Raw genomic sequence first — 21444 nt, forward strand, 5'->3', positions numbered from 1 at the left:
AGGCCACCCTGCCGCAGCCCGCGGCGCCGGAGGTGCCTGGCATGCCCGAAGTGGTGGACCAGGTCGCGCTGGCGCGCCTGTACGGCGAGCCGCTGTTCGCCCTGCCCACCGACCTGTACATCCCGCCCGATGCGCTGGAGGTCTTCCTCGAGGCCTTCGAGGGTCCGCTGGACCTGCTGCTGTACCTGATCCGCAAGCAGAACTTCAACATCCTCGACATCCCGATGGCGGGCGTCACCCGCCAGTACCTGCAGTACGTCGAGGAGATCCGCTCGCGCAACCTGGAGCTGGCCGCCGAGTACCTGCTGATGGCGGCCATGCTGATCGAGATCAAGTCGCGCATGCTGCTGCCGCCGCGCAAGACCGCGGAAGGCCAGGAACCGGAGGACCCGCGCGCCGAGCTGGTGCGACGCCTGCTGGAGTACGAGCAGATGAAGCTGGCCGCGGCCCGCCTGAACGAGGCGCCGCAGCTCGGCCGCGACGTGCTGCGCGCCCAGGTGTTCATCGAGCAGTCGCTGCAGCCGCGCTTTCCGGACGTGCACGTGGCCGACCTGCAGGAGGCCTGGCGCGACATCCTCAAGCGCGCCAGGCTGGTGCAGCACCACCGGATCACGCGCGAGGAGCTGTCGGTGCGCGAGCACATGAGCATCGTGCTGCGCAAGCTGCAGGGCCGCAAGTTCGTCGAATTCGAGCAGCTGTTCGACACCCGCCGCGGCGTGCCGGTGCTGGTGGTCACCTTCATCGCGATGCTGGAGCTGGCCAAGGAGACACTGATCGAAGTGACCCAGGCCGAGGCCTTTGCCCCGATCTACGTGCGACTCGCCTACCAGCCGGCATGAACTCGCTCGACTTCGACGTCGTCATCGTAGGCAGCGGGCTGGCCGGCCTGTCGGCTGCCCTGCACCTGGCGCCGACCCACCGGGTGGCGGTGCTCACCAAGCGGGCGCTGGGCGACGGCTCCAGCGGCTGGGCCCAGGGCGGCATCGCCGCGGTGCTGGCCGAGGGCGACAGCTTCGACTCGCACGTGGACGACACGCTGGTGGCCGGCGCCGGCCTGTCCGACCCGGACGCCACCCGCTTCGTGGTCGAGCACGCTCCCGACAGCATCGCCTGGCTGCGCCAGCTGGGGGTGCCGTTCTCGCAGGAGAACGGCCAGCTGCACCTGACGCGCGAGGGCGGCCACAGCGCCCGCCGCATCGTGCACGTGACCGATGCCACCGGCGCCGCCGTGCAGCAGACGTTGATCGAGCACGTGCGCCGCACGCCCAACATCGAGCTGTTCGAGCACCACACGCTGGTGGACCTGATCACCAGCCGCCGGATCGGCCAGGCGCCGCCGCGCTGCCTGGGCGCGTACGTGCTGGACGAGCGGGCCGACCGGGTGCTGACCTTCCGCGCGCCGCACACCGTCCTGGCCACCGGCGGCGCCGGCAAGGTCTACCTGTTCACCACCAACCCCGACACCGCCACCGGCGACGGCATCGCCGCCGCCTGGCGGGCCGGCTGCCGGGTGACGAACATGGAGTTCATCCAGTTCCACCCGACCTGCCTGTACCACCCGCTGGTCAAGAGCTTCCTGATCACCGAGGCGGTGCGCGGCGAGGGCGGCCGGCTGCTGCTGCCCGACGGCACCCGCTTCATGCCGCAGCACGACCCGCGCGCCGAACTGGCGCCGCGCGACATCGTGGCCCGTGCCATCGACTTCGAGATGAAGAAGCACGGCCTGGACTGCGTCTACCTGGACATCTCGCACCAGCCGCCGGAGTTCGTGCGCGAGCATTTCCCGAACATCCACGCGCGCTGCCTGGAGCTGGGCATCGACATCACGCGCGAGCCGATCCCGGTGGTGCCGGCCGCGCACTACACCTGCGGCGGCGTGCACACCGACCTGTGGGGCCGCACCGACCTGCCCGGCCTGCATGCCATCGGCGAGACCGCCTACACCGGCCTGCACGGCGCCAACCGGCTGGCCAGCAACTCGCTGGTCGAGTGCATGGTGTTCGCCCGCTCCGCCGCCGACGACGTGAAGGCCACGCCGCTGCCGCCGGTGCCCGCGCTGCCGGCCTGGGACGCGAGCCAGGTCACCGACCCCGACGAGTCGGTGGTGATCTCGCACAACTGGGACGAGCTGCGCCGATTCATGTGGGACTACGTCGGCATCGTGCGCACCAACAAGCGGCTGGAGCGCGCCGCCCACCGCATCCGGCTGCTGCAGGAAGAGATCCAGGAGTTCTACGCCAACTTCCACGTCAGCCGCGACCTGCTGGAGCTGCGCAACCTGGTCACCGTGGCCGACCTGATCGTGCGCTCGGCGCGTTCGCGCCATGAAAGCCGCGGCCTGCACTACAGCCGCGACTACCCGCAGCTGGCGCCGGTCGCAAAGCCGACGACGCTGGTGCCCTGAAGCCTGGTGCCGGCGGCCGCCGCGATCGCGCTGCGCTGGGGTGTGGACGCGGAGCGCAAGCCGCTGGAGGAAGTGGCGCCGCCGCTGGGGCTGGATCGGCGCCGGCCTCGGCCGTAGCGCGGGCGACCCTCAGGCTGCGCCGATCTCCGGCATTAGCGCCCCGGCCGGCTGGCCGTTCTTGAGCGCCGCGGTGAAGGTCAGCATCCGGTCGATCGGCAGCCGCGCCCGCACGCCGATCGCGGGGTCGACGAAGACCTCGTTGGCGCCGGTCTCCAGCACCTGCGCCAGCCCGGCCAGGCCGTTCATCGCCATCCAAGGGCAATGCGCGCAGCTCTTGCAGGTGGCGCTGTTGCCGGCGGTGGGCGCCTCCAGGAACACCTTGCCCGGGTTGAGCGTGCGCAGCTTGTGCATCATGCCCTTGTCGGTGGCGACGATGAACTCCCTGGCGTCCATCTCGCGCGCCGCCTTGAGGATGGCGGAGGTGGAGCCCACCGCGTCGGCCAGCGCCACCACGTCGGCCGGCGCCTCGGGGTGCACCAGCACCTTGGCGCCCGGGTGCTGCTTCATCAGGTCCTGCAGCTCGAAGGCCTTGAACTCGTCGTGCACGATGCACGAGCCGTTCCAGAACACCATGTCGGCGCCGGTCTGGCGCTGGATGTAGCCGCCCAGGTGGCGATCCGGCGCCCACAGGATCCTGTGGCCCTTGTCCTTGAGCGCCGAGACGATGTCCAGCGCGCAGCTCGAAGTGACCAGCCAGTCCGAGCGCGCCTTCACCGCCGCGCTGGTGTTGGCGTACACGACCACGGTGCGGTCCGGGTGCTGGTCGCAGAAGGCGCTGAACTCGTCGATCGGGCAGCCCAGGTCGAGCGAGCAGGTGGCGTCCAGGTCGGGCATCAGCACCCGCTTGTCGGGCGACAGGATCTTGGCCGTCTCGCCCATGAAGCGCACGCCCGACACCACCAGGGTCTGGGCCGGGTGGTCGCGGCCGAAACGCGCCATCTCCAGCGAGTCGCTGACGATGCCGCCGGTTTCCTCGGCCAGGTCCTGCAGGTCCGGGTGCACGTAGTAGTGCGACACCATCACCGCATTGCGCTCCTTCAGCAGCCGCTTGATGCGCGCCTTGAGCTCGGCGCGCTCGGCCGGGCTGGGCTCCGGCGGCACGCGCGCCCAGGCGTGGCGGGTGTCGCAGGTGTCGCCGACCGGCTGCTCGTACTCGACGTCCTTGATGGGAATCACGACCGCGTTCATCACAGTTCCTGCAGGCGCATCGAGTAGTCCGTGGCCTTCACATCCTTGGTCAGCGCCCCGATGGAGATGCGGTCGACGCCGGTTTCTGCAAGCTCGCGCACCCGGTCCAATGTCACGCCACCGGAGATTTCCAGCACCGCACGGCCGGCGTTCAGGCGCACGGCCTGGTGCAAGGTCGGCAGGTCCATGTTGTCCAGCAGGACCATCTTCGCGCCGGCAGCCAGCGCCTCTTCCAGCTGGGCCAGGGTCTCGACCTCGATCTCGATGAAGGCCGCGCTCGCGGCCACCTCCGCGGCCGCTTTCAGCACGGCGGTGACGCCCCCGGCCGCGGCAATGTGGTTTTCCTTGACCAGCACGGCGTCGAACAGGCCGATGCGGTGGTTGGTGCCGCCGCCGGTGCGCACGGCGTACTTCTGCGCCAGCCGCAGACCCGGCAGGGTCTTGCGGGTATCGACGATCCGCGCGCGGGTGCCGCGTACCGCCTCGGCGTACGTGGCCGTCCGGGTGGCGACGGCGCTGAGCAGTTGCAGGAAGTTCAGCGCCGTGCGCTCGGCCGTGAGCAGCGCCCGGGCACTGCCCTCGATCTCGGCCACGACCTGGTCGGCGCCGCAGCGCTGGCCTTCGCCGACGTGCCAGCGGATCGTGGCGCCGCCATCGAGTTGCCGCACGGCGGCGTCGGCCCAGGGGGCGCCGCAGACCACGGCCGCTTCGCGCGCCAGGATGCGGGCCCGGGCCTGGCGCGAAGCCGGCACCAGAGCGGCCGTCAAATCACCGGCGCCCACGTCCTCGGCGAGCGCGCGTGCCGCGTCAATCCGCGCCAGCTCGGCCACGGCGGCGGGACTGAAATCGAATCCAAGCATCCGTTGAGCATAGCCGCATCCCCATGGCCGCATCGGCGCCAAGGCTGACGGCGGCCGACGCCACTGCCGGGGAGAATCGGCGCATGGAAACGGCTTATCTCGACAAGGAACCGACGCGCGCCGAAGTGGACGCCTGGCCGGGCGCGACGCTGCTGGAATTCGGCACCGGCTGGTGCGGCTGGTGCCGGGGCGCGCAGCCGAAGATCGCGCAGGCGCTGCAGGCGCACCCCGGGATGCGCCACGTCAAGGTGGAAGACGGCAGCGGCCGGCCGCTCGGCCGTTCGTTCGGCGTCAAGCTCTGGCCCACGCTGGTGTTTCTGCGCGACGGGCAGGAGGTCACCCGGCTGGTGCGGCCGCAGGACGCCCAGCCGATCGCCGAGGCCCTGGGCCGCATCGCCTGAGCAGGGCTCAGTCGGCTGCGAAGCAGTACAGCAGCCCGCCACCGCCCGTGCTGTTCAGGGCGGGCAGGCTGCAACCCGGCGTGGCGTGCGAGGAGTTCCAGGACGCGTTCGCCACCGGATCGGGGTTGGTGCCCTTGCGATCGTGGTGGCCGACGATGGCCGAGCCGGCGTCGCCGCTGGTCCAGTTGCGGCAGGTGGTGTCGTTGGCCGCCGTCGAGGCGCGGCCGTCCGGCGTCGAGCCGGTCAGGATGTCATGGGTGTTGGGCCTGTCGCCGCTGCCGTTGACCACGGCGCCCTTCTCGGTCAGCGAGGTGTCCTTGCCCAGCCGGTTGTTGGCGCTGTGCAGGTCCTCCACGCTGCTGGCCACCTGCACCCCCTTGGCGTTGAACCAGGGACCACGGCCGATGCGATCGCGCGCATTCACCACCGCCCCGCCGCCGGCGGCGGTGGTGCTCAGGTAGGCGCGCCAGGTCCGCTGACCCGCCCCCGCCGCGGTCGCCAGCGCCTGGCAGTGCCGGTCGGCTCCGGCCAGTCCGCCGAAGTTCGCCCCCTGCCCGGGGTTGGCGCTGGTGATGAAGAAGCTCACCGGCGACGTCGCCGCGCGCGCGGGCGCGGCTTGGCCGGCAGGCATCGCGCAGGCCGACAGCAGGACGGCCGAAGCAGCGGCAAGCCCCAGGGTGGGAAGGAGGCGGGTCATGGGCGGTTCTCCTTGTTGGTGGAGCCCGCACGCTAGCTCCGGAGTTCCCGCCGCAGCAAGCGCGACCGCAGCCGGCGCGACTCCGTGCTTTCCCTAGAACCCCGGCATCTCGACGGCCGGGTCGCGCCCCATCAGCCGGGCCACAACTTGCGGCGGCGCCAGCCGGCCGTCGAGCAGTTCCAGCACGCCTTCGGCGATCGGCATCTCGACCTGCAAGCCGCGCGCGCGGGCCACCACCGTGCGCGCGCTGTAGACGCCTTCGGCCACATGGCCGAGCGAGTCCAGCGCCTGCTGCAGGCTGCGGCCGCGGGCCAGCAGCAGGCCGACCTGCCGGTTGCGGCTGAGGTCACCCGTGGCCGTGAGCACCAGGTCACCCAGCCCCGACAGTCCCATGAAGGTCTGCGCGCGCGCACCCAGCGCGATACCGAGGCGGGTCATCTCGGCCAGTCCGCGCGTGATCAGCGCCGCGCGCGCATTCTGGCCGAGGGACAGGCCATCGCACAGCCCGGTGGCGATCGCCAGCACGTTCTTGACGGCGCCGCCGACCTCGGCGCCCACGATGTCGTCGTTGCCATAGACCCGCAGCGCGGGGCCATGGAAAGCCTGTACCAGGGCGTCCCGCACTTGCGCATGCTGGCTGGCCGCCACCAGCGCGGTCGGCTGCCCGCGGGCGACTTCCAGTGCGAAGCTGGGGCCGGTCAGCACGCCGGCCGCAAGGCCCGGGGCGACCTCGGCCTGGATCTCGTGGGCGAGCTGGCCGCGGGCCGCTTCGAACCCCTTGCAGAGCCAGGCGACCGGCACCCGGCAGCCGGCGAGCGCCTGCAGCATCTCGCGCAGCCCGGCCATGGGCGTGGCCACGATCACCAGGTCCTGGTGGTCGGCCAGGCCGCCGAAGCCGGGGCCGCCCGCCAGCGCCAGGCTGGCCGGCAGCGGCACGCCCGGCAGGTAGCGCCGGTTCTCGCGCTGCTGGCGCAATGCCGCGGCCTGCGCGGCATCGCGCGCCCACAGGGTGACCTCGTGCCGCGCGCCGGCGCTCGCGGCCAGCGCCGTGCCCCAGGCGCCGGCGCCGAGCACGAGCAGCTTCATGGCGGGGCCCGCCGTGCGGTCAGGCGGAGGTGATGATGGACGGGCCCTGTTCCTGCTGCAGCTGGGCCTGCTGCTGCTCGTACATGGCCTGGAAGTTGATCTCGGCCAGGTGCACCGGCGGGAAGCCGGCGCGGTTGACGATGTCGGCCACGTTGCCGCGCAGGTAGGGGTACACGATCTGCGGGCAGGCGATGCCCAGGATGGCGCTCATCTGCTCGCCCGGCACGTTGCGGATCTCGAAGATGCCGCCCTGCTTGATCTCCACCAGGAACACCGTCTTGTCCTTGATCTTGGTGGTCACCGTGGCCGTCACGCACACCTCGTAGATGCCCTCCACCACCTGCGCAGCCTCCACCCCGAGCTGGATGTCCACCCCCGGCTGCTCCTGCTCCAGCAGGATGGCGGGCGAGTTGGGCTGCTCGAGCGAGGCCTCCTTCAAATAGACGCGCTGGATCTGGAAGACGGGGTCCTGGGAATCGGCCATGGTGTGTGCTTTCGTTTCGTGCAAAGGAAAGGCCCGCCGGGTGCAACCGAAGCGGGCCGATGCGGGTGACGTGCGCGGATTATCTCAGGTGGCACCGTTGAGCAGCGCGACGAGGCCGCCGCGGCTGTCGAGTGCCATCAGGTCGTCGCAGCCACCCACGTGGGTGTCGCCGATGAAGATCTGCGGCACCGTGCGCCGGCCCGTGATCTCCATCATCCGCAGCCGCTCGTGCGGCTGGGCATCGACCCGGATCTCGTTGATGCTCTCCACGCCGCGCGCCGTGAGGATCTGCTTGGCGCGGATGCAGTACGGGCAGACGGCGGTGGTGTACATGGTGACGGCTTGCATGCGGTATTCGGGCGCTTCGGCTTCGGCTCAGGCTTTCTCCAGCGGCAGGTTAGCGTCTTTCCACGACTTCAGCCCGCCGGCCAGCACTTGGGCCTTTTCGTAGCCGAGTTTTTTCGCCACCGCCAGCGCGCGGTTGGCGCGCGCGCCGCTGGCGCACACCAGCAGCACCGGCAGCGCCTTGTTCTTCACGACCTCGGGCAGGCGCTGCTCGAGCTGGTTCAGCGGGACGTTGCGGGCCCCGCCGATGTGGCCCTGGGCGAACTCCTCGGCCTCGCACACGTCCACCACCACCGCCTTCTCGCGGTTGATGAGCTGCACCGCCTGGGGCGCCGACAGCCCGCCGGCCACGCCGCCCTGCACCATCGGCCACAGCAACAGCGCGCCGGAGCCGATCGCCACCGCGAACAGCATCCAGTTGTTGATCACGAAATCCATGTCTTCCTTGCCAGCACGCCCCACGGGCGCAAACCCGTGATTCTAGAATCCCGCCTTTTGCCCGGCCTGCCGGATCCTGTCATGTACAAGCTCGTGCTGGTTCGCCACGGCGAATCGACCTGGAATCTCGAAAACCGCTTCACCGGCTGGACCGACGTCGATCTCACGCCCACCGGCGTCGAGCAGGCGAAGACCGCCGGCCGGCTGCTGCGCGCCGACGGCTACGAGTTCGACATCTGCCACACCAGCGTGCTCAAGCGCGCCATCCACACGCTGTGGCACTGCCTGGACGAGATGGACCGCCAGTGGCTGCCCACCGTCAAGTCCTGGCGCCTGAACGAGCGCCACTACGGCGCGCTGCAGGGCCTGAACAAGGCCGAGACGGCCAGGAAGTTCGGCGACGAGCAGGTGCTGGTCTGGCGCCGCAGCTACGACATCCCGCCGCCGGCGCTGGAGCCGGGCGACCCGCGCTGCGAGCGCAGCGACCCGCGCTACGCTCGCCTGGCGGCCGGCGAGGTGCCCCTGACCGAGTGCCTGAAGGACACGGTGGTCCGCGTGCTGCCGTTCTGGAACGAGTCGATGGCGCCGGCCATCCGCTCGGGCAAGCGGCTGCTGGTGTCGGCGCACGGCAACTCGATCCGGGCCCTGGTCAAGTACCTGGACGGCATCTCCGACGCCGACATCGTGGGCCTGAACATCCCCAACGGCATTCCGCTGGTGTACGAGCTCGACGCCGACCTGCGGCCGATCCGGCACTACTACCTGGGCGATGCCGAAGCCGCTGCCAAGGCCGCGGCGGCGGTCGCCAGCCAGGGCAAGGCCTGATCGGCGGGCCTCCGCCGGCAACTGGCGGAGGTGAGCGCTGGCTCAGCCGTCGGGGCTTTTTACACGCCGTGCCGCGCTCTTCCGGAACCCCCGGGTAACGGTAGCGTCATAGTGTCGTCTCAGGTGTATATTGAAAAATCGAGAGGACTACAGGTTTCGCATGGGCCACAAACTCAAGATTGCCGGCTGGGTTTCCGTCGGGGCGTTGGCCGGTGCCCTGACCACCGTCTCGCTGCAGACCGTCGCACGCGCTTCGTTGGCTCCGCTGCCGCTGGAAGAACTGCAGCAGCTGGCCGCCGTCTTCGGCATGGTCAAGAGCGACTACGTCGAGCCGGTCGACGACAAGAAGCTGATCACCGACGCCATCTCCGGCATGGTGGCCAGCCTCGACCCGCATTCGCAGTACTTCGACAAGAAGTCGTTCAAGGAATTCCGCGAGGGCACCTCCGGCCGCTTCGTCGGCGTCGGCATCGAGATCACCCAGGAAGACGGGCTGGTCAAGGTGGTGTCGCCGATCGAGGGTTCGCCCGCCTTCCGCGCCGGCCTCAAGACCAATGACCTGATCACCAAGGTCGACGACAGCATGGTCAAGGGGCTGACGCTGTCCGAGGCCGTCAAGAAGATGCGGGGCGAGCCCGGCACCAAGGTGACGCTGACCATCTTCCGCAAGGACGAGAACCGCAGCTTCCCCGTCACCATCACGCGCGAGGAGATCAAGACCGTCTCGGTCAAGGGCAAGGTGCTCGAGCCGGGCTACGGCTGGATCCGCCTGTCGCAGTTCCAGGAACGCACGGTCGAGGACTTCGTGCGCAAGGTCGACGAGATCTACAAGGCCGAGCCCAACCTCAAGGGGCTGGTGCTGGACCTGCGCAACGACCCGGGCGGCCTGCTCGACGCGGCGGTGGCGATCTCGGCGGCGTTCCTGCCCGAGAACGTGACCGTGGTGTCCACCAACGGCCAGCTGGCCGAGAGCAAGTTCGTCTACAAGGCCTCGCCCGAGTTCTACCAGCGCCGCGCCGGCCCCGACCCGCTGCGCCGGTTGCCGGCGGCGCTGAAGAACGTGCCGCTGGTGGTGCTGGTCAACGAAGGCTCGGCCTCGGCCAGCGAGATCGTCGCCGGCGCCCTGCAGGATCACAAGCGCGCCGCCATCCTGGGCAGCCAGACCTTCGGCAAGGGCTCGGTGCAGACCGTGCGTCCGCTCGGCCCCGACACCGGGCTGAAGCTGACCACGGCGCGCTACTACACGCCCAGCGGCAAGTCGATCCAGGCGCGCGGCATCGTGCCCGACGTGCTGATCGACGAAAGCGAGGAAGGCAACCTGTTCTCGCTGCTGCGCACGCGCGAGGCCGACCTCGAGAAGCACCTGGGCAATGGCCAGGGCCCGGAGGCGAAGGATCCCGCGCTGGAAAAGCGCCGCGAGGAAGCCCGCAAGCGGGCCGAGGAGGAAGCCCGCAAGCCGGCATCGGAGCGCAAGCTGCCCGAATACGGCGTGCTGGAAAAGGACTTCCAGCTGGTGCAGGCGCTCAACCAGCTCAAGGGCCGGCCGGTGCTCGTGAGCAAGACCCAGGTGATCGAGAACAAGAACGAGAAGAAGGAGCAGTGACGCGTCCTGCGCTCACCGAAGGGCCGGCCTCGCGCCGGCTTTTCTTTTGCGCCCACAATCGGCTGCCATGACCGATGAGGAATTGCTGCGCTACTCGCGCCACATCCTGCTGGAGGAAATCGGCGTCGAGGGGCAGGAGCGGCTGGCGGCCAGCCATGCGCTGGTGATCGGCGCCGGCGGGCTCGGCTCGCCGGTGGCGCTGTACCTGGGCACGGCGGGCGTCGGGCGCCTCACGCTGGTGGACCACGACCACGTGGACCTGACCAACCTGCAGCGGCAACTGGCGCACGCCCTGGACCGGGTCGGCCAGCCCAAGGCGCAGTCGGCGCGCGTCGCGGTGGCGGCGCTCAATCCGCACGTGCACGTCGAGCCGGTCGTCGCCCACGCCGACGCGGCCCTGCTCGACCGGCTGGTGCCGCAGGCCGACGTGGTGCTGGACTGCTGCGACAACTTCGCCACCCGCCAGGCCATCAACGCGGCCTGCGCGCGCCACCGCAAGCCGCTGGTGTCGGGCGCGGCGATCCGCTTCGACGGCCAGGTGGCGGTCTACGACACGCGCGATGCCGCGTCGCCCTGCTACGCCTGCCTGTTCCCGCCCGACAGCGCGCCCGAGGAAACGCGCTGTGCGACGCTGGGCGTGTTTGCACCGCTGGTGGGCATCATCGGCTCGATCCAGGCGGCCGAGGCCCTGAAGCTGCTGTGCGGCATCGGCCCCTCTCTGGCCGGCCAGCTGCTGATGCTCGATGCGCGCGGCATGGAGTGGAACCGCATGCGCACGCCGCGCCGGCCGCAGTGCCCGGTGTGCGGCGATCGCCAAGCAACCGTGCCCTAGGGAACGACCGGCTGGCCGGGCCGCCCGATGCCGCCGGCATCGGCCGCCTGCGCCGGCGTGCGCGCGGACGGCCGCTGGGCCTGCTGCGTACCGGCACCCGCACCGGCCGGCGGCTTGCCACGGCCCGCCGCCCCCGGCCCTGCCCCCATGCGCTTGGCGGGCTCGCCATCGCTGCCGGCGGCTGCCGGCCCCTTGTCCAGCCGGGCTTCGGCGCGCGGCGCCGCGGCCGACCGCAGCGTGGCCGCGCAGTCGGCATCGTGGCCGGGACCGGTCTCGATGGTGGCGGCCAGCGCCAGCAGCGGATTGATGGCACCCAGCGCGATCGCCAAAGCGCCGCGGCCGGCCAGCGCGCCCTTGTCGAGGCCGACCTGGGGTGCGCCGAAGGTGCCCGCCATGCGCAGCGGCGAACGCACGCTGAGGATGCTGGCGTCCTTCGGATAGGGCCGGATCAACAGGTCCATGGCCTCGCTCGCCAGGTTGATGGTGCCGCCGCCGTAGAACACGGTGTCGTCGGTGTCCAGCACCAGCGCGCGCGACGTCATCAGGCCGTTCTCGACATCGAAGGCGGTGGCCGCGCAGCGCAGTTGCACCCGGTTGTCGCCCTCGACGAGGAATTTCATGATCTCGCCGCCGTCCAGGCCGGCGAATTCGAGCAGCAGGTTGCTGATCTGCCCCTTGCCCATCAGCAGCGCCAAGTGGCCGTCGGCGCTGGCCAGCAACTGCGCCACCGAGCGGCCGCGTGCCGACAGGTCGATCTGGCCCTGGATCTTGCCGAAGCTGTTGCGCATCGATTCCGAGCGCGGCACCAGCCGGCCCAGTTCCAGCCCGCGTGCGTCGAGCCGGGTCTGCACCGCCGCCGGCTGCGCGTTCGCGTCGATGCGCACCATGCCGGCCAGGCGGCCGCCCGCCACCCCCAGGTCCAGCGGGTCGAGCAGCAGCACGCCGCCGTGCAGGCGCACGCGCACGCCCATGCGGTCCAGCGGCAGTCCCTTGGCGTTGATGACCCGGGCGGCGTCGACGCGCACGTCCGCGTCCATGGCTCGCAGCCGGCCGACGTCCAGCGGCGCCGCCGGCAACACCTTGCGGCCCGGGTCCTTGGGCGCCTTGGGTGCCTTGAGGTCTGCGGGCGGCGCGGCTTTCGCCGACACCGGAGCCTTGGCCGGGGTCGGCGCCGGCGGCTTCGCTCCGCGCCCTTCTTTTTCCAGGCCGATCACCGGCGCCAGGTCCTCGAAATCGAGCAGCCGCGACTGCAACCGCCCGGTCAACAGCGGACGCGGCCCCGAGCGCTCGTACGACAGCTCGCCCTTCAAGTCGGTGTCGCCGAGCCGGGCGTCGATGCCGCGCACCTGCCAGGCCTCGCCCTGCCTGGACAACTGGGCGGTGACCGCATAGCGCGGCGTGTCGGGCAGGGTCACGCCCACCAACCGGTACAACTCGGCCAGGTTGGGGCCTTGCAGGCGGAAATCGACGTTGGCGCCCTCGAGGCTGGCCAGGCTGGCCACGCTGCCGCTGGCGTGCAACTGCGTGCCGCCGATGCTCGCCTGCACCTGCGCCGGAAACGGCTGCTGCAACGGCGCGCTCAGGTACAGCACGTCGCCGGTGCGGCCTTCGGCGCGAAAAGGCTGGTCGCGCCAGCGGCCCTGCGCCTCGAAGCGCAGGGGCATGGGTGGCCCCCCGGCCTGTCCGCCACTGGCGCCCGCGCCGGGCTCGATGGCGAACCGGGTGCGGATATCGGCGCCGTTGTGCCGGGCGACGTAGTGCAGCGTGCCCTCGTCCACCCGCAGCGCGCCGATCGCCGGCACGTTCTTCTCGTCGGAGGTGTCGCCTCCCAGCGCCCAGGTGCGGCGGCCATCCGGCTCGACCTGCAGCCCGATCTGCGGCCGCGCCAGGTGCACCGAGGGCAACACGATCTGCCGGCGCAGCAGCAGCGGCAGCAGTCGCACCGCCACCTCGGCGCGTTCGGCCTTGACCAGGAAGGGATCCTGCGCCCAGCCGGGATTGGCGAACTCGACCCCGTCCATCAGCACGCGCGTGGTGCGCCCCAGCTTCACATCGAGCTGGCGCGTGATCGCGAAATGGCGGCCGGTCCTTTCGCTGACGTAGCGGTTCAGCGGGCCACGCAGCAAGTCCCAGGGGAACAGCGCGATGAGGAGGACCAGCGCGGCGCAGACCGCCGCCAGCACCAGCAACACCTTGAACCAGCGGCGCGTGCGCAGGGGCTGCGGGGCCGCGGCACTGCCCATGGGTTTCAGGCGCCGCTCATCGCGCGCCGCCCGCATGTGCCGCCGGCACCGGCGCAACCAGCGAGTGGCCGGCATCGCCCGGCTCGCCCAACGCGACGAGCGCGGCCGCGGCCAGGATGCCGAAGAAGATCATCAGGGTGTCGAGGACCAGTTTCATGGCCGAAGGCGTGCGGGGGCTGAACCGCGGCCAGTGTGGCGGCCGACGTTGCGCGACCCGGTCAGCACCCTGCGTGAGGTCCTGTCGTCCGCTGCCTACATCCCAACGCCGGTAGGAGCGCTCCTACGGCCGCGCTGCGCCGCCGGCCGCACAATGCAAGGGCCGGCGGGCAATGGCGCGGCGGCATTGCATGGTCGGTCGAGCCGACGACAGCCGCCTGTGGAACTGAAAGCCTTCATCGTCGAAGACAACGCAACGATCCGCGAGAACCTGATCGGCGCGCTGGAGGAACTGGCCTCGATCAAGGTGCTCGGGTGGGCCGAAACGGAAAGCGACGCCCGCGGCTGGCTGTCGCAGCCCGGCGCGGCCTGGGACCTGGCCATCGTGGACCTGTTCCTCAAGCAAGGCAGCGGGCTGGGCATCCTCGACGCGCTGCGCGGGCGGCGGCCCGGCCAGCGGGTGGTGGTGCTGTCCAATTACGCCACCACGGACATGCGCAAGCGCTGCTCGCAACTGGGCGCCGACGCGGTGTTCGACAAGTCCAACGAGATCGACGCGCTGATCGACTACTGCATGCAGCAGTCGCATGCGCGCGCATGAGGGTGGGCTGCCGGCGGCCTTCGCCCGACGCCCGCGGCGCAGCGGCCCTCGAGGTTCGGCCGAAAGGCCCGGCGCCTGTCAGTCGATCAGCTTGTTCTTCAGCGCGTAGTAGGTGAGGTCGCTGTTGGAAGCCAGGCTCATCTTCTCCATCAGCCGCGTGCGGTAGGTGCTGACGGTCTTGACGCTGAGCGACAGCGCCTTGGCGATGTCGCCCGCGGTCTCGCCCTTGGCGAGCTTGAGGAACACCTGGAATTCGCGTTCGGACAACTGCTCGTGCGGCGCCCCGCCTTCCTTGCGATTGAGCTGCTGCGCCAGCAGCTCGGCCACCGCTGGCGAGATGTAGCGCCGGCCCAAGGCGATGGTGCGGATCGCGTTGACGATCTCCATCGGCTCGCATTCCTTGTTCAGGTAGCCGCTGGCGCCCTGGCGTATCAGGTTCATCGCGTAATGCTCCTCCGGGTAGCCCGAGAGGATCAGGATGCCCACGTCGGGCGCCTTCGCGCGGATCATGCCGAGCGCATCGATGCCGCTCTGGCCCGGCATGGACAGGTCCATCACCAGCACGTCCAGCTCGGTGGTTCGCACCAGGTCGATGGCCTCGCGGCCGCTGGCGGCTTCGCCGACCACGCGCAGATCGACCTGCTCGGAGAAGAACTGCTTGAGGCCCGAGCGCACGATGGCATGGTCATCCACAATGCCGACTTTGATCATGTCTGTACTCTTTCCAGTGCCTGTTTCGCCATTGGCATTGTGGCCCAAGGCGAAACCGAAATGGCCTACCCTTGAGCCATGATTATTCCGGGTTTCATTGTCGTCCGGTGCCGCTGTCCGTGATGGTCGAGCACTCGAAAGGACTACCGGCGACGGCGATCAGCCTGCTGCTCGCGGTTCTGGCGGCCTGCGTACTGATCGGCATCAACGAGGCCGGCTACAACCGCTCGCGCGCCGAGCTCGACAGCATGGCGGGCGAAGTGCGGGCGCGCACCGCGATCAACCGCCTGCTGCAGCTGGTGGTCGACGCCGAGACCGGCTCGCGCGGCTTCCTGCTCACCGGCGATGCGCGCTACCTCGAGCCCTACAACGCCGCCGTGGCCGACATCGGCCAGGGCCTGGAGACGCTGCAGGTGGCGTACGCCGGCGCGCCCGAGGAGTCGGTGATCATCGGCCAGCTCACCCGCAACGTGCAGCGCAAGCTGGCCGAGATGGAACTGTCGGTGAACATGCGCAAGCAGGGCAAGGAGGACGCCTGGAAGTTCGTGCTGCTCAGCGACATCGGCAAGCAGCAGATGGACGCCATCCGCGAGCAGGCCGGCCGCCTGATCCAGTCGACGGCGCTGCGCATCGACGCCAGTCAGGCGCAGGTGCGCGCCTCGCTGCTGTATGCCCGCATAGGCATCGGCGTCGTCACGCTGGCGGCACTGCTCGCGTTCTGGCTGTACCTGCGACAGGGCGCCGCGCTGAAGGCGGCCGGCGAGCGCCAGCAGCAGGTGCTGCAGCAGGAGCGCGACCTGCTGGAGCGGCAGGTGCGCGAACGCACCGCCACCCTGGCCGAACTGGCCACGCACCTGCAGCAGGTGCGCGAGGACGAACGCGGCCACCTCGCGCGCGAACTGCACGACGAGCTGGGCGCGCTGCTCACCGCCGCCAAGCTCGATGTCGCGCGGCTGAAGTCGCGCCTGGGCGGCCAGCCGGCCGAGGTCGGCCAGCGGCTGCAGCACCTGACCGACACGCTCAACAGCGGCATCGCGCTGAAGCGCCGCATCATCGAGGACCTGCGGCCGTCGGCGCTGGCCAACCTGGGGCTGACGGCCTCGCTGGAGATCCTGGCGCGCGAGTTCTCCGAACGGTCCGGCATCGACGTGGCCGCCAGCCTGGAGCCGGTGGAACTCGATGCGTCCGACCAGCTCACGGTCTACCGGCTGGTGCAGGAGTCATTCACCAACATGGCCAAGTACGCGCACGCGAAGCACGCGCAGGTGAGCGTGCACGGCTACGACAACCACGTCGAAGTGGCGGTGCGGGACGACGGCCGCGGGTTCGATCCGGCGCAGGCGCGGCCGTCCAGCCACGGGCTGGCGGGCATGCGCCACCGGGTCGAGGCTGCCGGCGGCAAGCTCACGGTGAGCACCCGGCCCGGCAACGGCACCCGCGTGGTGGCCGTGCTGCCGCGCCGGGCCGGCGCCTGACAAGCACCCAAAAGGCTGTAGTCGCCCTCCTACAGGCCCCCGCCTAGCCTGCCGACAGACGGTCACGCTTGCGGCTGATCAGCCATGGCTGATGTCGCCGCTTACGCTCATTGCTCGCCCGCTTGCCGCAGCAGCGCACGCGACGCAGCCGCGCCCGCGGCAGACCACCACGAACGAGAGGACATTTCCATGGCTTACACCAGCAGATCGCTCCACGCCGGAGCCGGCCCGCAGTCGCTTGCCGACGGCGCGATGGACAAGATGCGCGACATGCGCCAGGGCGCGCAGGACCTCGCCAGCCGGAGCCTGTCGGCCGTCGGCGATACCGCCAGCGCCGCGCAGGAGCGCTTCGGCCGCTACGCCGGCGCCACCGGCCGCTACGTGACGGAGCAGCCGATCAAGTCGGCCCTGATCGCCGCCGCCATCGGCGCCGCGGTGGCCGCCATCGTGATGGTCGCTCGCAGCCGCCGCCACAGCCGCTACTACTACTGACCGCGGCCCCGAATGAGCCTGGTGCACCCCCTCTTCTCGGTGCTGGTGAGCCGGCCCGAACTGGTCATGGACCATGTGGCCGGCTACGCCGCGCTCGCGCAGGAGGAAGCAGCCTCCATGGGCGGCGCGGTGACCCGGCGCGCGATCGCCTGGGCCGCCTGCGGCGTCTGCGCCCTGCTGTTCGTGCTGCTGGCGGGGGTGGCGGTGATGCTGGGCGCGGTGACCGACGGCTTCCACTGGGCGCTGCTGCTGGTGCCGGCCGTGCCGCTGGCGGGAACCGGGGTCGCCTGGGGCATCGCGCGCAAGCAGCTGCCCTCGCGCGCGTTCGCCGAGCTGCGCGCGCAGCTCGACGCCGACGTGCAGGCGCTGCGCACGCTCGGGGGGCGCCCGTGAGCGCCGGCAGCGACCGCCTGGAACGCAGCCGGCTCGCGATACTCGAACACATCCACCGCAAGGAGCTGCGGCGCCAGGGCGGGCCCGGCGACGGCCATCCAGAGGCCGCGGGAACCGCGGGTGAAGCCCCGCGCCACCGCCACTCTGCCAGACCGGTCTGGTACGCCTCGGCCCAGGAAGTCGTGGAAGGCTGGTGGAAGCACCACCCGGCGCACATGGCGGTCGATCTGGCTCGGCCGACGCTGGCCTCCTATGCGCGCCGCAAGCCGATGCAGTACCTGGGCCTGGCGGCGCTGGCCGGCGCGGCCCTGTTCTTCATGCGACCGTGGAAGCTGATCTCGGTCACCGGGGTGTTGCTGGCGCTGGTGAAGTCGCCGCAGATGGCGTCGGTCGTGATGCAGGCGCTTTCGACCTCGCGCAACCCGGCGGGCGACGAGCCGCAACCCGGATGAACCACGCGCGGGCCGGAAGTGGTGCGGCCGGCCCGCGCGATCCAGCCAAGCACCGAACTGAAGCAGGACATCGGGAGAACAAGATGAAGCAGTACGCACGAGCCCTGGCCATCGCCGCGCTGGCGGGCGCGACCCTCGCCTCGACCGGCTGCGCCGTGATGCGCGGCCAGGAAACCGCCGGCTCCTACGTCGACGACGCCGCCACCACCACCGCCGTGAAAACGCGGTTCGTGGAAGACAAGACGGTGGATGCCGCCGCCATCAAGGTCGAGACCCTCCAGGGCACGGTGCAGCTCTCCGGCTTCGCCAAGTCCAATGCCGAGAAGGCCCAGGCCGAATACCTGGCGCGCAACACCAAGGGCGTGCGCGCGGTCAGGAACGACATCATCGTGCGGCCCGGCGGCTGAGCGGCCGCCGTTCCTGCGGACGCGGCGCCGGCAGGCCGATCAGCCGATCAGCCGATCAGCCGCTGGCCAGCGTGAGCTGGTCGTTCACGCGCCGCACGCCCCTGACGGCGTGCGCGATTTCGCCGGCGCGCGCCCGCATCGCGGCGGTCGGCACCGAGCCGCTGAGCGTGACGATGCCGTCGCGCGTGTCCACGTCGATGCGCACGGTGCGCAGTTCCGCGTCGGCCGCCAGCTGGGCCCTCACTCCGGCGGTGATCTGCGGATCGGGCGCCCGGCCGCCGGCCGGTGGCGGCAACGCCCCCGGCACGGCCGGCGGCAGCGCCGCCGAGGACGCCGCGCCCATGGTGCTGGTGCGCGGGTCGGCCTCGTCGCCATCGGCGCCGGCCGGCCGTTCGGCCTGGCGAGGCGCCGTGCCGGTCGAGGTGCGCTGCGCAACCGGTTCGGCCCGATCACGCGCATCGGGCCCATCGGACACGGGCTTGCAACCGCCCAGTGACAGCAGCAGGGCGGCCGCGCCAGCGGCCAGGGCCGGGTTCAGCAGAAAAGCCATGGTCTTGTTCTCCGTCGGTTCGGGCGGCTGGGCCGCACTGAGCCGAATCTAGGAAGCGCCGCCCGTCCTGTCCGGCCGCCAAGGCCGCGAGCGGCTGTAGGACCTCGCGCACGCGTGGCCAGCCGCCGCTCAACCCAGCAGGCGGGGCGGGCGGCCGCCGCGGCGCCGGTCGGCCTTGGGCAGGACCGCGGCCGCCACCATCGACTCCGCGCGTGCCTGCAGGGCGACCAGCGACGCGTCCAGTGCCTCCAGGTGCTCGGGGTCCAGCACGTCCAGCATCTCGCGATTGATGGCGGCCACCAGCGGGAACAGCTCGGCATACACCTGCTGGCCGCGCGCAGTCAGGGCCAGCCGGGCTTCGCGCCGGTCGGCCGGGCCGGGTTGCCGCAGCACCAGTTGCTTGGCCACCAGCGAGGTCACCGCCCGCGATGTGCGTGCGCGGTCGAGCTGGGCGCGCTCGGCAAGCTGCGAGGACATCAGCCCCGGCTGGCGGGCCAGAATGGCCAGCAGCCGCCATTCGCGCCGGGTGATGCCGAAGCGGCCTTCGCACAGCCGGATCACCATGCTGCCGGCCGTGGCCAGCAGCCGCGCGAGACGGTAGAGCAGCAGGTCGTCGAGCGCCGTTGGCTGGCCCAGGCGTTGCGCCACGGATTGGGGTTTCCGAGAGGGAAAGTTGATTAGATCAATCGATTGTGCGTCACCTAGAGTGGGCGCTGCCCGCGCTACCAAGGAGACGACATGGGCCTGAGACAACTGCTTGCGGGCCTGCTGCTGGCCGCCGTGGCCGCCTGGGTCCCTTCCGCCCGGGCCCAGGACAAGCCCCCGCTCAAGATCCTCGTGGGCTTCCCGCCCGGCGGGTCCGCCGACGTGATCGCCCGGCTGGTGGGCGATGCGATCCGCGACGACTTCGGCAGCGTCGTGGTGGAGAACCGGCCCGGCGCCGGCGGCCGCATCGCGCTCAACGCCGTCAAGGCGGCCAGGCCCGACGGGCACACCGTGATCATCCTGCCCAGCGGGCCGATGGTGCTGTTCCCCCACGTCTACCGCAAGCTCGATTACGACCCGGTGAAGGACTTCACCCCGGTGTCGCAGCTGGCGGTGTTCCAGTTCGGCGTGGTATCGGGGCCGGCCAGCGGCGCGAAGTCGGTGGCCGAGATGCTGGCCAAGGCCAAGGCCGACCCGAAAGGCGCGACCTACGGCTCGCCCGGCCTGGGCACGCTGCCGCACTTCATGGGCGTGCTGATGGAGCAGAGCACCGGCGTGCCCTTCACCCACGTGCCGTTCCAGGGCGGCGCGCCGGCCAACAACGCGCTGGTGGGCGGCCACATCGGCTACAAGTTCGACGTGGTGTCGGAGACCGCCGAGCTGCACCGCAGCGGCAAGGTCCGCATCGTCGCCGTCACCGGGCCCCAGCGCGATCCACAGGTACCCGAGGTGCCCACCCTGAAGGAATCGGGCGTGGACATGGTCGCCACCGCCTGGTTCGCCATGTATGCGCCGGCCGGCATTCCGCCCGAGGCGCTGGCCCACCTGGAGCGCTCGGTGGCCAAGGCAGTGAAGTCGCCGGCCCTGCGCGAGCGCTTCCTCAAGCTCGGCTACGAGCCGGTCGGCTCGACCTCGGCCGAACTCGCGGCGGCGCAGCGCGCCGACCTCGCCCGCTGGGAAAAGCCGATCAAGGCCACCGGCGTCGTGCTCGACTGATCCGCTTCTTTCCCTTGCCCTGCTACCCGGAGCCCCCGCATGCGCCACCCCCTTCCGTCCCGCCTGTCTGCCGCGCTGGCCGCGGCCGCTGCCGTTGCCACCCTCGCGGCGCCGGCCCTGGCACAAACCGCCGCCTGGCCGACCAAGCCGGTCAAGGTGCTGGTCGGCTCGCCCCCCGGCGGCCCGTCGGACCTCACCGCCCGCAGCTTTGCCGAGCAGCTGGGCAAGCGCACCAGCCAGCCGGTGGTGGTGGAGAACCGGCCGGGTGCCGGCAACAACCTGGCCGCCGGCCTCGCCGCCAAGGCCGAGCCGGATGGCCACACCCTGGTGCTCAGCCCCGACACCGTGCTGACCGTCAACCCGCTGGTCTATCGCAACACCGGGTTCGATGCGCGCACCGACCTGACCTCGGTGTCCGTGCTGGCCAGCTTCACCCAGATGCTGGTGTGCAACCCGGCCACCGGCGTCGGCACGGTGGCCGAGCTGGCCGGCAAGGCCAAGGCGGGCCCGCTCACCTATGCCTCGGGCGGACCCGGCGTGCCCGGCCACCTGGCCGCCGAGATGTTCGTGCAGGCCGCGGGCATCAGGATGCAGCACGTGCCCTACCGCGGCCCGGCGCCCGCCACCCTGGGTGTGCTGGCCGGCGAGGTGAACTGCGGTTTCCTGGCCACGCCGACCGTGATCCAGCACGTCAAGGCCGACAAGCTCAAGGCGCTGGCAGTTTCTTCCGCCACGCCGTCGCCGCTGGCGCCCGATGTGCCGACGCTGGCCAAGGCCCTGAACCAGCCCGAGCTGGACGCCAGCTTCCGGCTGGTGCTGCAGACCCCCAGCGGCACGCCGCCGGCCGTGGTCGCCGAGATCGAACGCGCCGCCATGGAGATCATGAAGGACCCGCAGGTGCGCGCGCGCCTGCAGCAGTCCGACGTGGTGGCGCAAGGCTCGTCCGCCTCCGAGGCGCAGAAGGTGATGAAGGCCGAGATGGCGCGCTGGGCGCCGGTGGTCAATCGCCTGGGGCTGAAGTCCGACTGAGCCCCCGTTCC

At 70.9% G+C, this 21444-nt stretch carries 26 protein-coding genes; 14 read left to right on the forward strand and 12 right to left on the reverse strand.

The window, feature by feature from the left end; genetic code table 11:
• The first annotated feature begins 41 nt into the window (after window positions 1-41).
• Both PE066_RS07505 and nadB read left to right on the forward strand, forming a co-directional pair.
• Complete coding sequence (locus tag PE066_RS07505; RefSeq protein WP_271236526.1) at window positions 42-839, forward strand: segregation and condensation protein A; 798 nt, start codon at window positions 42-44, stop codon at window positions 837-839.
• Entirely contained in the window at window positions 836-2404 is a 1569-nt protein-coding gene (gene nadB, locus PE066_RS07510) for an L-aspartate oxidase (protein ID WP_271235931.1), read from the forward strand. The genes PE066_RS07505 and nadB overlap by 4 nt, the downstream gene beginning before the upstream one ends.
• Window positions 2405-2533: 129 nt before the next feature.
• Here the strand turns inward: nadB and nadA are convergent, their stop codons facing one another.
• Together nadA and nadC are read right to left on the reverse strand one after the other, a co-directional pair.
• Window positions 2534-3652: a quinolinate synthase NadA gene (gene nadA, locus PE066_RS07515; RefSeq protein WP_271235932.1), complete on the reverse strand. Its 1119-nt coding sequence runs from the start codon at window positions 3650-3652 to the stop codon at window positions 2534-2536.
• Window positions 3652-4512 (reverse strand): carboxylating nicotinate-nucleotide diphosphorylase, encoded by an 861-nt coding sequence (gene nadC, locus PE066_RS07520; RefSeq protein WP_271235933.1) that lies wholly within the window; start codon window positions 4510-4512, stop codon window positions 3652-3654. Before nadC ends, nadA begins: the two co-directional genes overlap by 1 nt.
• An 83-nt stretch (window positions 4513-4595) precedes the next feature.
• Between nadC and PE066_RS07525 the strand changes: the two genes are divergently transcribed.
• On the forward strand, window positions 4596-4913 hold the full coding sequence (locus PE066_RS07525; RefSeq protein ID WP_271235934.1) for a thioredoxin family protein: 318 nt from the start codon (window positions 4596-4598) through the stop codon (window positions 4911-4913).
• A 7-nt stretch (window positions 4914-4920) separates the two neighbouring features.
• Here PE066_RS07525 and PE066_RS07530 read toward each other — a convergent pair whose 3' ends face one another.
• The 5 genes from PE066_RS07530 to PE066_RS07550 all read right to left on the reverse strand — a co-directional run bounded on the left by PE066_RS07530 (window position 4921) and on the right by PE066_RS07550 (window position 7963).
• On the reverse strand, window positions 4921-5610 hold the full coding sequence (locus tag PE066_RS07530) for a hypothetical protein (RefSeq protein ID WP_271235935.1): 690 nt from the start codon (window positions 5608-5610) through the stop codon (window positions 4921-4923).
• 93 nt (window positions 5611-5703) lie between these two features.
• On the reverse strand, window positions 5704-6696 hold the full coding sequence (locus PE066_RS07535; RefSeq protein WP_271235936.1) for an NAD(P)H-dependent glycerol-3-phosphate dehydrogenase: 993 nt from the start codon (window positions 6694-6696) through the stop codon (window positions 5704-5706).
• Between the two features lie 19 nt (window positions 6697-6715).
• The gene (gene secB, locus PE066_RS07540; protein ID WP_271235937.1) at window positions 6716-7180 is read right to left on the reverse strand and encodes a protein-export chaperone SecB; all 465 of its coding nucleotides are present in this window, start codon (window positions 7178-7180) and stop codon (window positions 6716-6718) included.
• Between the two features lie 84 nt (window positions 7181-7264).
• A complete protein-coding gene (gene grxC, locus PE066_RS07545) occupies window positions 7265-7528 on the reverse strand; it encodes a glutaredoxin 3 (protein WP_271235938.1) in 264 nt (87 codons plus the stop codon).
• A gap of 27 nt (window positions 7529-7555) precedes the next feature.
• Complete coding sequence (locus PE066_RS07550) at window positions 7556-7963, reverse strand: rhodanese-like domain-containing protein (protein WP_271235939.1); 408 nt, start codon at window positions 7961-7963, stop codon at window positions 7556-7558.
• 81 nt (window positions 7964-8044) lie between these two features.
• Here PE066_RS07550 and gpmA point away from each other — a divergent pair, with 81 nt between their 5' ends.
• The 3 genes from gpmA (at window position 8045) to PE066_RS07565 (ending at window position 11223) form a co-directional block, all read left to right on the forward strand.
• The gene (gene gpmA / locus PE066_RS07555; RefSeq protein ID WP_271235940.1) at window positions 8045-8788 is read left to right on the forward strand and encodes a 2,3-diphosphoglycerate-dependent phosphoglycerate mutase; all 744 of its coding nucleotides are present in this window, start codon (window positions 8045-8047) and stop codon (window positions 8786-8788) included.
• 160 nt (window positions 8789-8948) lie between these two features.
• Window positions 8949-10391, forward strand: coding sequence for a S41 family peptidase (locus PE066_RS07560; RefSeq protein ID WP_271235941.1), 1443 nt, complete (start codon window positions 8949-8951; stop codon window positions 10389-10391).
• Window positions 10392-10458: 67 nt separating this feature from the next.
• Window positions 10459-11223, forward strand: a complete 765-nt coding sequence (locus PE066_RS07565) for a HesA/MoeB/ThiF family protein (protein ID WP_271235942.1) — start codon at window positions 10459-10461, stop codon at window positions 11221-11223.
• On the opposite strand, the gene PE066_RS07570 is transcribed toward PE066_RS07565, so the two are convergent.
• Together PE066_RS07570 and PE066_RS07575 are read right to left on the reverse strand one after the other, a co-directional pair.
• Window positions 11220-13466 carry an AsmA family protein gene (locus tag PE066_RS07570; RefSeq protein ID WP_271235943.1) on the reverse strand — a complete coding sequence of 749 codons (2247 nt, stop codon included), beginning with the start codon at window positions 13464-13466 and terminating at the stop codon, window positions 11220-11222. The two genes, PE066_RS07565 and PE066_RS07570, sit on opposite strands and share 4 nt — an antisense overlap.
• A gap of 16 nt (window positions 13467-13482) precedes the next feature.
• Window positions 13483-13623 (reverse strand): hypothetical protein, encoded by a 141-nt coding sequence (locus PE066_RS07575; RefSeq protein ID WP_271235944.1) that lies wholly within the window; start codon window positions 13621-13623, stop codon window positions 13483-13485.
• A 219-nt stretch (window positions 13624-13842) separates the two neighbouring features.
• Here PE066_RS07575 and PE066_RS07580 point away from each other — a divergent pair, with 219 nt between their 5' ends.
• Window positions 13843-14223, forward strand: a complete 381-nt coding sequence (locus tag PE066_RS07580) for a response regulator (RefSeq protein WP_271235945.1) — start codon at window positions 13843-13845, stop codon at window positions 14221-14223.
• Between the two features lie 78 nt (window positions 14224-14301).
• On the opposite strand, the gene PE066_RS07585 is transcribed toward PE066_RS07580, so the two are convergent.
• Window positions 14302-14934: a response regulator gene (locus tag PE066_RS07585; RefSeq protein WP_013902425.1), complete on the reverse strand. Its 633-nt coding sequence runs from the start codon at window positions 14932-14934 to the stop codon at window positions 14302-14304.
• Between the two features lie 122 nt (window positions 14935-15056).
• Between PE066_RS07585 and PE066_RS07590 the strand changes: the two genes are divergently transcribed.
• From PE066_RS07590 to PE066_RS07610, 5 genes are all read left to right on the forward strand, one after another.
• Entirely contained in the window at window positions 15057-16409 is a 1353-nt protein-coding gene (locus tag PE066_RS07590; protein ID WP_271236527.1) for a CHASE3 domain-containing protein, read from the forward strand.
• A 189-nt stretch (window positions 16410-16598) separates the two neighbouring features.
• On the forward strand, window positions 16599-16901 hold the full coding sequence (locus PE066_RS07595) for a hypothetical protein (RefSeq protein WP_271235946.1): 303 nt from the start codon (window positions 16599-16601) through the stop codon (window positions 16899-16901).
• Between the two features lie 21 nt (window positions 16902-16922).
• Window positions 16923-17294: a hypothetical protein gene (locus PE066_RS07600; RefSeq protein WP_440480585.1), complete on the forward strand. Its 372-nt coding sequence runs from the start codon at window positions 16923-16925 to the stop codon at window positions 17292-17294.
• Window positions 17291-17746, forward strand: a complete 456-nt coding sequence (locus PE066_RS07605) for a hypothetical protein (protein WP_271235948.1) — start codon at window positions 17291-17293, stop codon at window positions 17744-17746. Before PE066_RS07600 ends, PE066_RS07605 begins: the two co-directional genes overlap by 4 nt.
• A gap of 83 nt (window positions 17747-17829) precedes the next feature.
• Entirely contained in the window at window positions 17830-18153 is a 324-nt protein-coding gene (locus PE066_RS07610; RefSeq protein WP_271235949.1) for a BON domain-containing protein, read from the forward strand.
• A gap of 55 nt (window positions 18154-18208) precedes the next feature.
• Here the strand turns inward: PE066_RS07610 and PE066_RS07615 are convergent, their stop codons facing one another.
• Together PE066_RS07615 and PE066_RS07620 are read right to left on the reverse strand one after the other, a co-directional pair.
• Window positions 18209-18703, reverse strand: coding sequence for a BON domain-containing protein (locus PE066_RS07615; protein ID WP_271235950.1), 495 nt, complete (start codon window positions 18701-18703; stop codon window positions 18209-18211).
• Window positions 18704-18832: 129 nt separating this feature from the next.
• Window positions 18833-19351 (reverse strand): MarR family winged helix-turn-helix transcriptional regulator, encoded by a 519-nt coding sequence (locus PE066_RS07620; RefSeq protein ID WP_271235951.1) that lies wholly within the window; start codon window positions 19349-19351, stop codon window positions 18833-18835.
• Window positions 19352-19441: 90 nt separating this feature from the next.
• Here PE066_RS07620 and PE066_RS07625 point away from each other — a divergent pair, with 90 nt between their 5' ends.
• Together PE066_RS07625 and PE066_RS07630 are read left to right on the forward strand one after the other, a co-directional pair.
• Window positions 19442-20404, forward strand: a complete 963-nt coding sequence (locus tag PE066_RS07625) for a Bug family tripartite tricarboxylate transporter substrate binding protein (protein ID WP_271235952.1) — start codon at window positions 19442-19444, stop codon at window positions 20402-20404.
• 39 nt (window positions 20405-20443) lie between these two features.
• The gene (locus tag PE066_RS07630) at window positions 20444-21433 is read left to right on the forward strand and encodes a Bug family tripartite tricarboxylate transporter substrate binding protein (protein ID WP_271235953.1); all 990 of its coding nucleotides are present in this window, start codon (window positions 20444-20446) and stop codon (window positions 21431-21433) included.
• Window positions 21434-21444: the final 11 nt, after the last annotated feature.

Origin of the sequence: Ramlibacter tataouinensis (genome assembly GCF_027941915.1) — a bacterium.
GTDB lineage: Bacteria > Pseudomonadota > Gammaproteobacteria > Burkholderiales > Burkholderiaceae_C > Ramlibacter > Ramlibacter tataouinensis_C.

Coding starts and splice junctions, on each gene's coding strand:
- PE066_RS07625 (WP_271235952.1), top strand. CDS start 19,442: ATGGGCCTGAGACAACTGCTTGCGGGCCTGCTGCTGGCCGCCGTGGCC.
- PE066_RS07575 (WP_271235944.1), bottom strand. CDS start 13,623: ATGAAACTGGTCCTCGACACCCTGATGATCTTCTTCGGCATCCTGGCC.
- PE066_RS07590 (WP_271236527.1), top strand. CDS start 15,057: ATGGTCGAGCACTCGAAAGGACTACCGGCGACGGCGATCAGCCTGCTG.
- PE066_RS07550 (WP_271235939.1), bottom strand. CDS start 7,963: ATGGATTTCGTGATCAACAACTGGATGCTGTTCGCGGTGGCGATCGGC.
- nadA (WP_271235932.1), bottom strand. CDS start 3,652: ATGAACGCGGTCGTGATTCCCATCAAGGACGTCGAGTACGAGCAGCCG.
- gpmA (WP_271235940.1), top strand. CDS start 8,045: ATGTACAAGCTCGTGCTGGTTCGCCACGGCGAATCGACCTGGAATCTC.
- PE066_RS07570 (WP_271235943.1), bottom strand. CDS start 13,466: ATGGGCAGTGCCGCGGCCCCGCAGCCCCTGCGCACGCGCCGCTGGTTC.
- nadC (WP_271235933.1), bottom strand. CDS start 4,512: ATGCTTGGATTCGATTTCAGTCCCGCCGCCGTGGCCGAGCTGGCGCGG.
- PE066_RS07615 (WP_271235950.1), bottom strand. CDS start 18,703: ATGGCTTTTCTGCTGAACCCGGCCCTGGCCGCTGGCGCGGCCGCCCTG.
- PE066_RS07535 (WP_271235936.1), bottom strand. CDS start 6,696: ATGAAGCTGCTCGTGCTCGGCGCCGGCGCCTGGGGCACGGCGCTGGCC.
- PE066_RS07585 (WP_013902425.1), bottom strand. CDS start 14,934: ATGATCAAAGTCGGCATTGTGGATGACCATGCCATCGTGCGCTCGGGC.
- secB (WP_271235937.1), bottom strand. CDS start 7,180: ATGGCCGATTCCCAGGACCCCGTCTTCCAGATCCAGCGCGTCTATTTG.
- PE066_RS07610 (WP_271235949.1), top strand. CDS start 17,830: ATGAAGCAGTACGCACGAGCCCTGGCCATCGCCGCGCTGGCGGGCGCG.
- PE066_RS07505 (WP_271236526.1), top strand. CDS start 42: ATGCCCGAAGTGGTGGACCAGGTCGCGCTGGCGCGCCTGTACGGCGAG.
- PE066_RS07560 (WP_271235941.1), top strand. CDS start 8,949: ATGGGCCACAAACTCAAGATTGCCGGCTGGGTTTCCGTCGGGGCGTTG.
- PE066_RS07525 (WP_271235934.1), top strand. CDS start 4,596: ATGGAAACGGCTTATCTCGACAAGGAACCGACGCGCGCCGAAGTGGAC.
- PE066_RS07630 (WP_271235953.1), top strand. CDS start 20,444: ATGCGCCACCCCCTTCCGTCCCGCCTGTCTGCCGCGCTGGCCGCGGCC.
- grxC (WP_271235938.1), bottom strand. CDS start 7,528: ATGCAAGCCGTCACCATGTACACCACCGCCGTCTGCCCGTACTGCATC.
- PE066_RS07530 (WP_271235935.1), bottom strand. CDS start 5,610: ATGACCCGCCTCCTTCCCACCCTGGGGCTTGCCGCTGCTTCGGCCGTC.
- nadB (WP_271235931.1), top strand. CDS start 836: ATGAACTCGCTCGACTTCGACGTCGTCATCGTAGGCAGCGGGCTGGCC.
- PE066_RS07595 (WP_271235946.1), top strand. CDS start 16,599: ATGGCTTACACCAGCAGATCGCTCCACGCCGGAGCCGGCCCGCAGTCG.
- PE066_RS07565 (WP_271235942.1), top strand. CDS start 10,459: ATGACCGATGAGGAATTGCTGCGCTACTCGCGCCACATCCTGCTGGAG.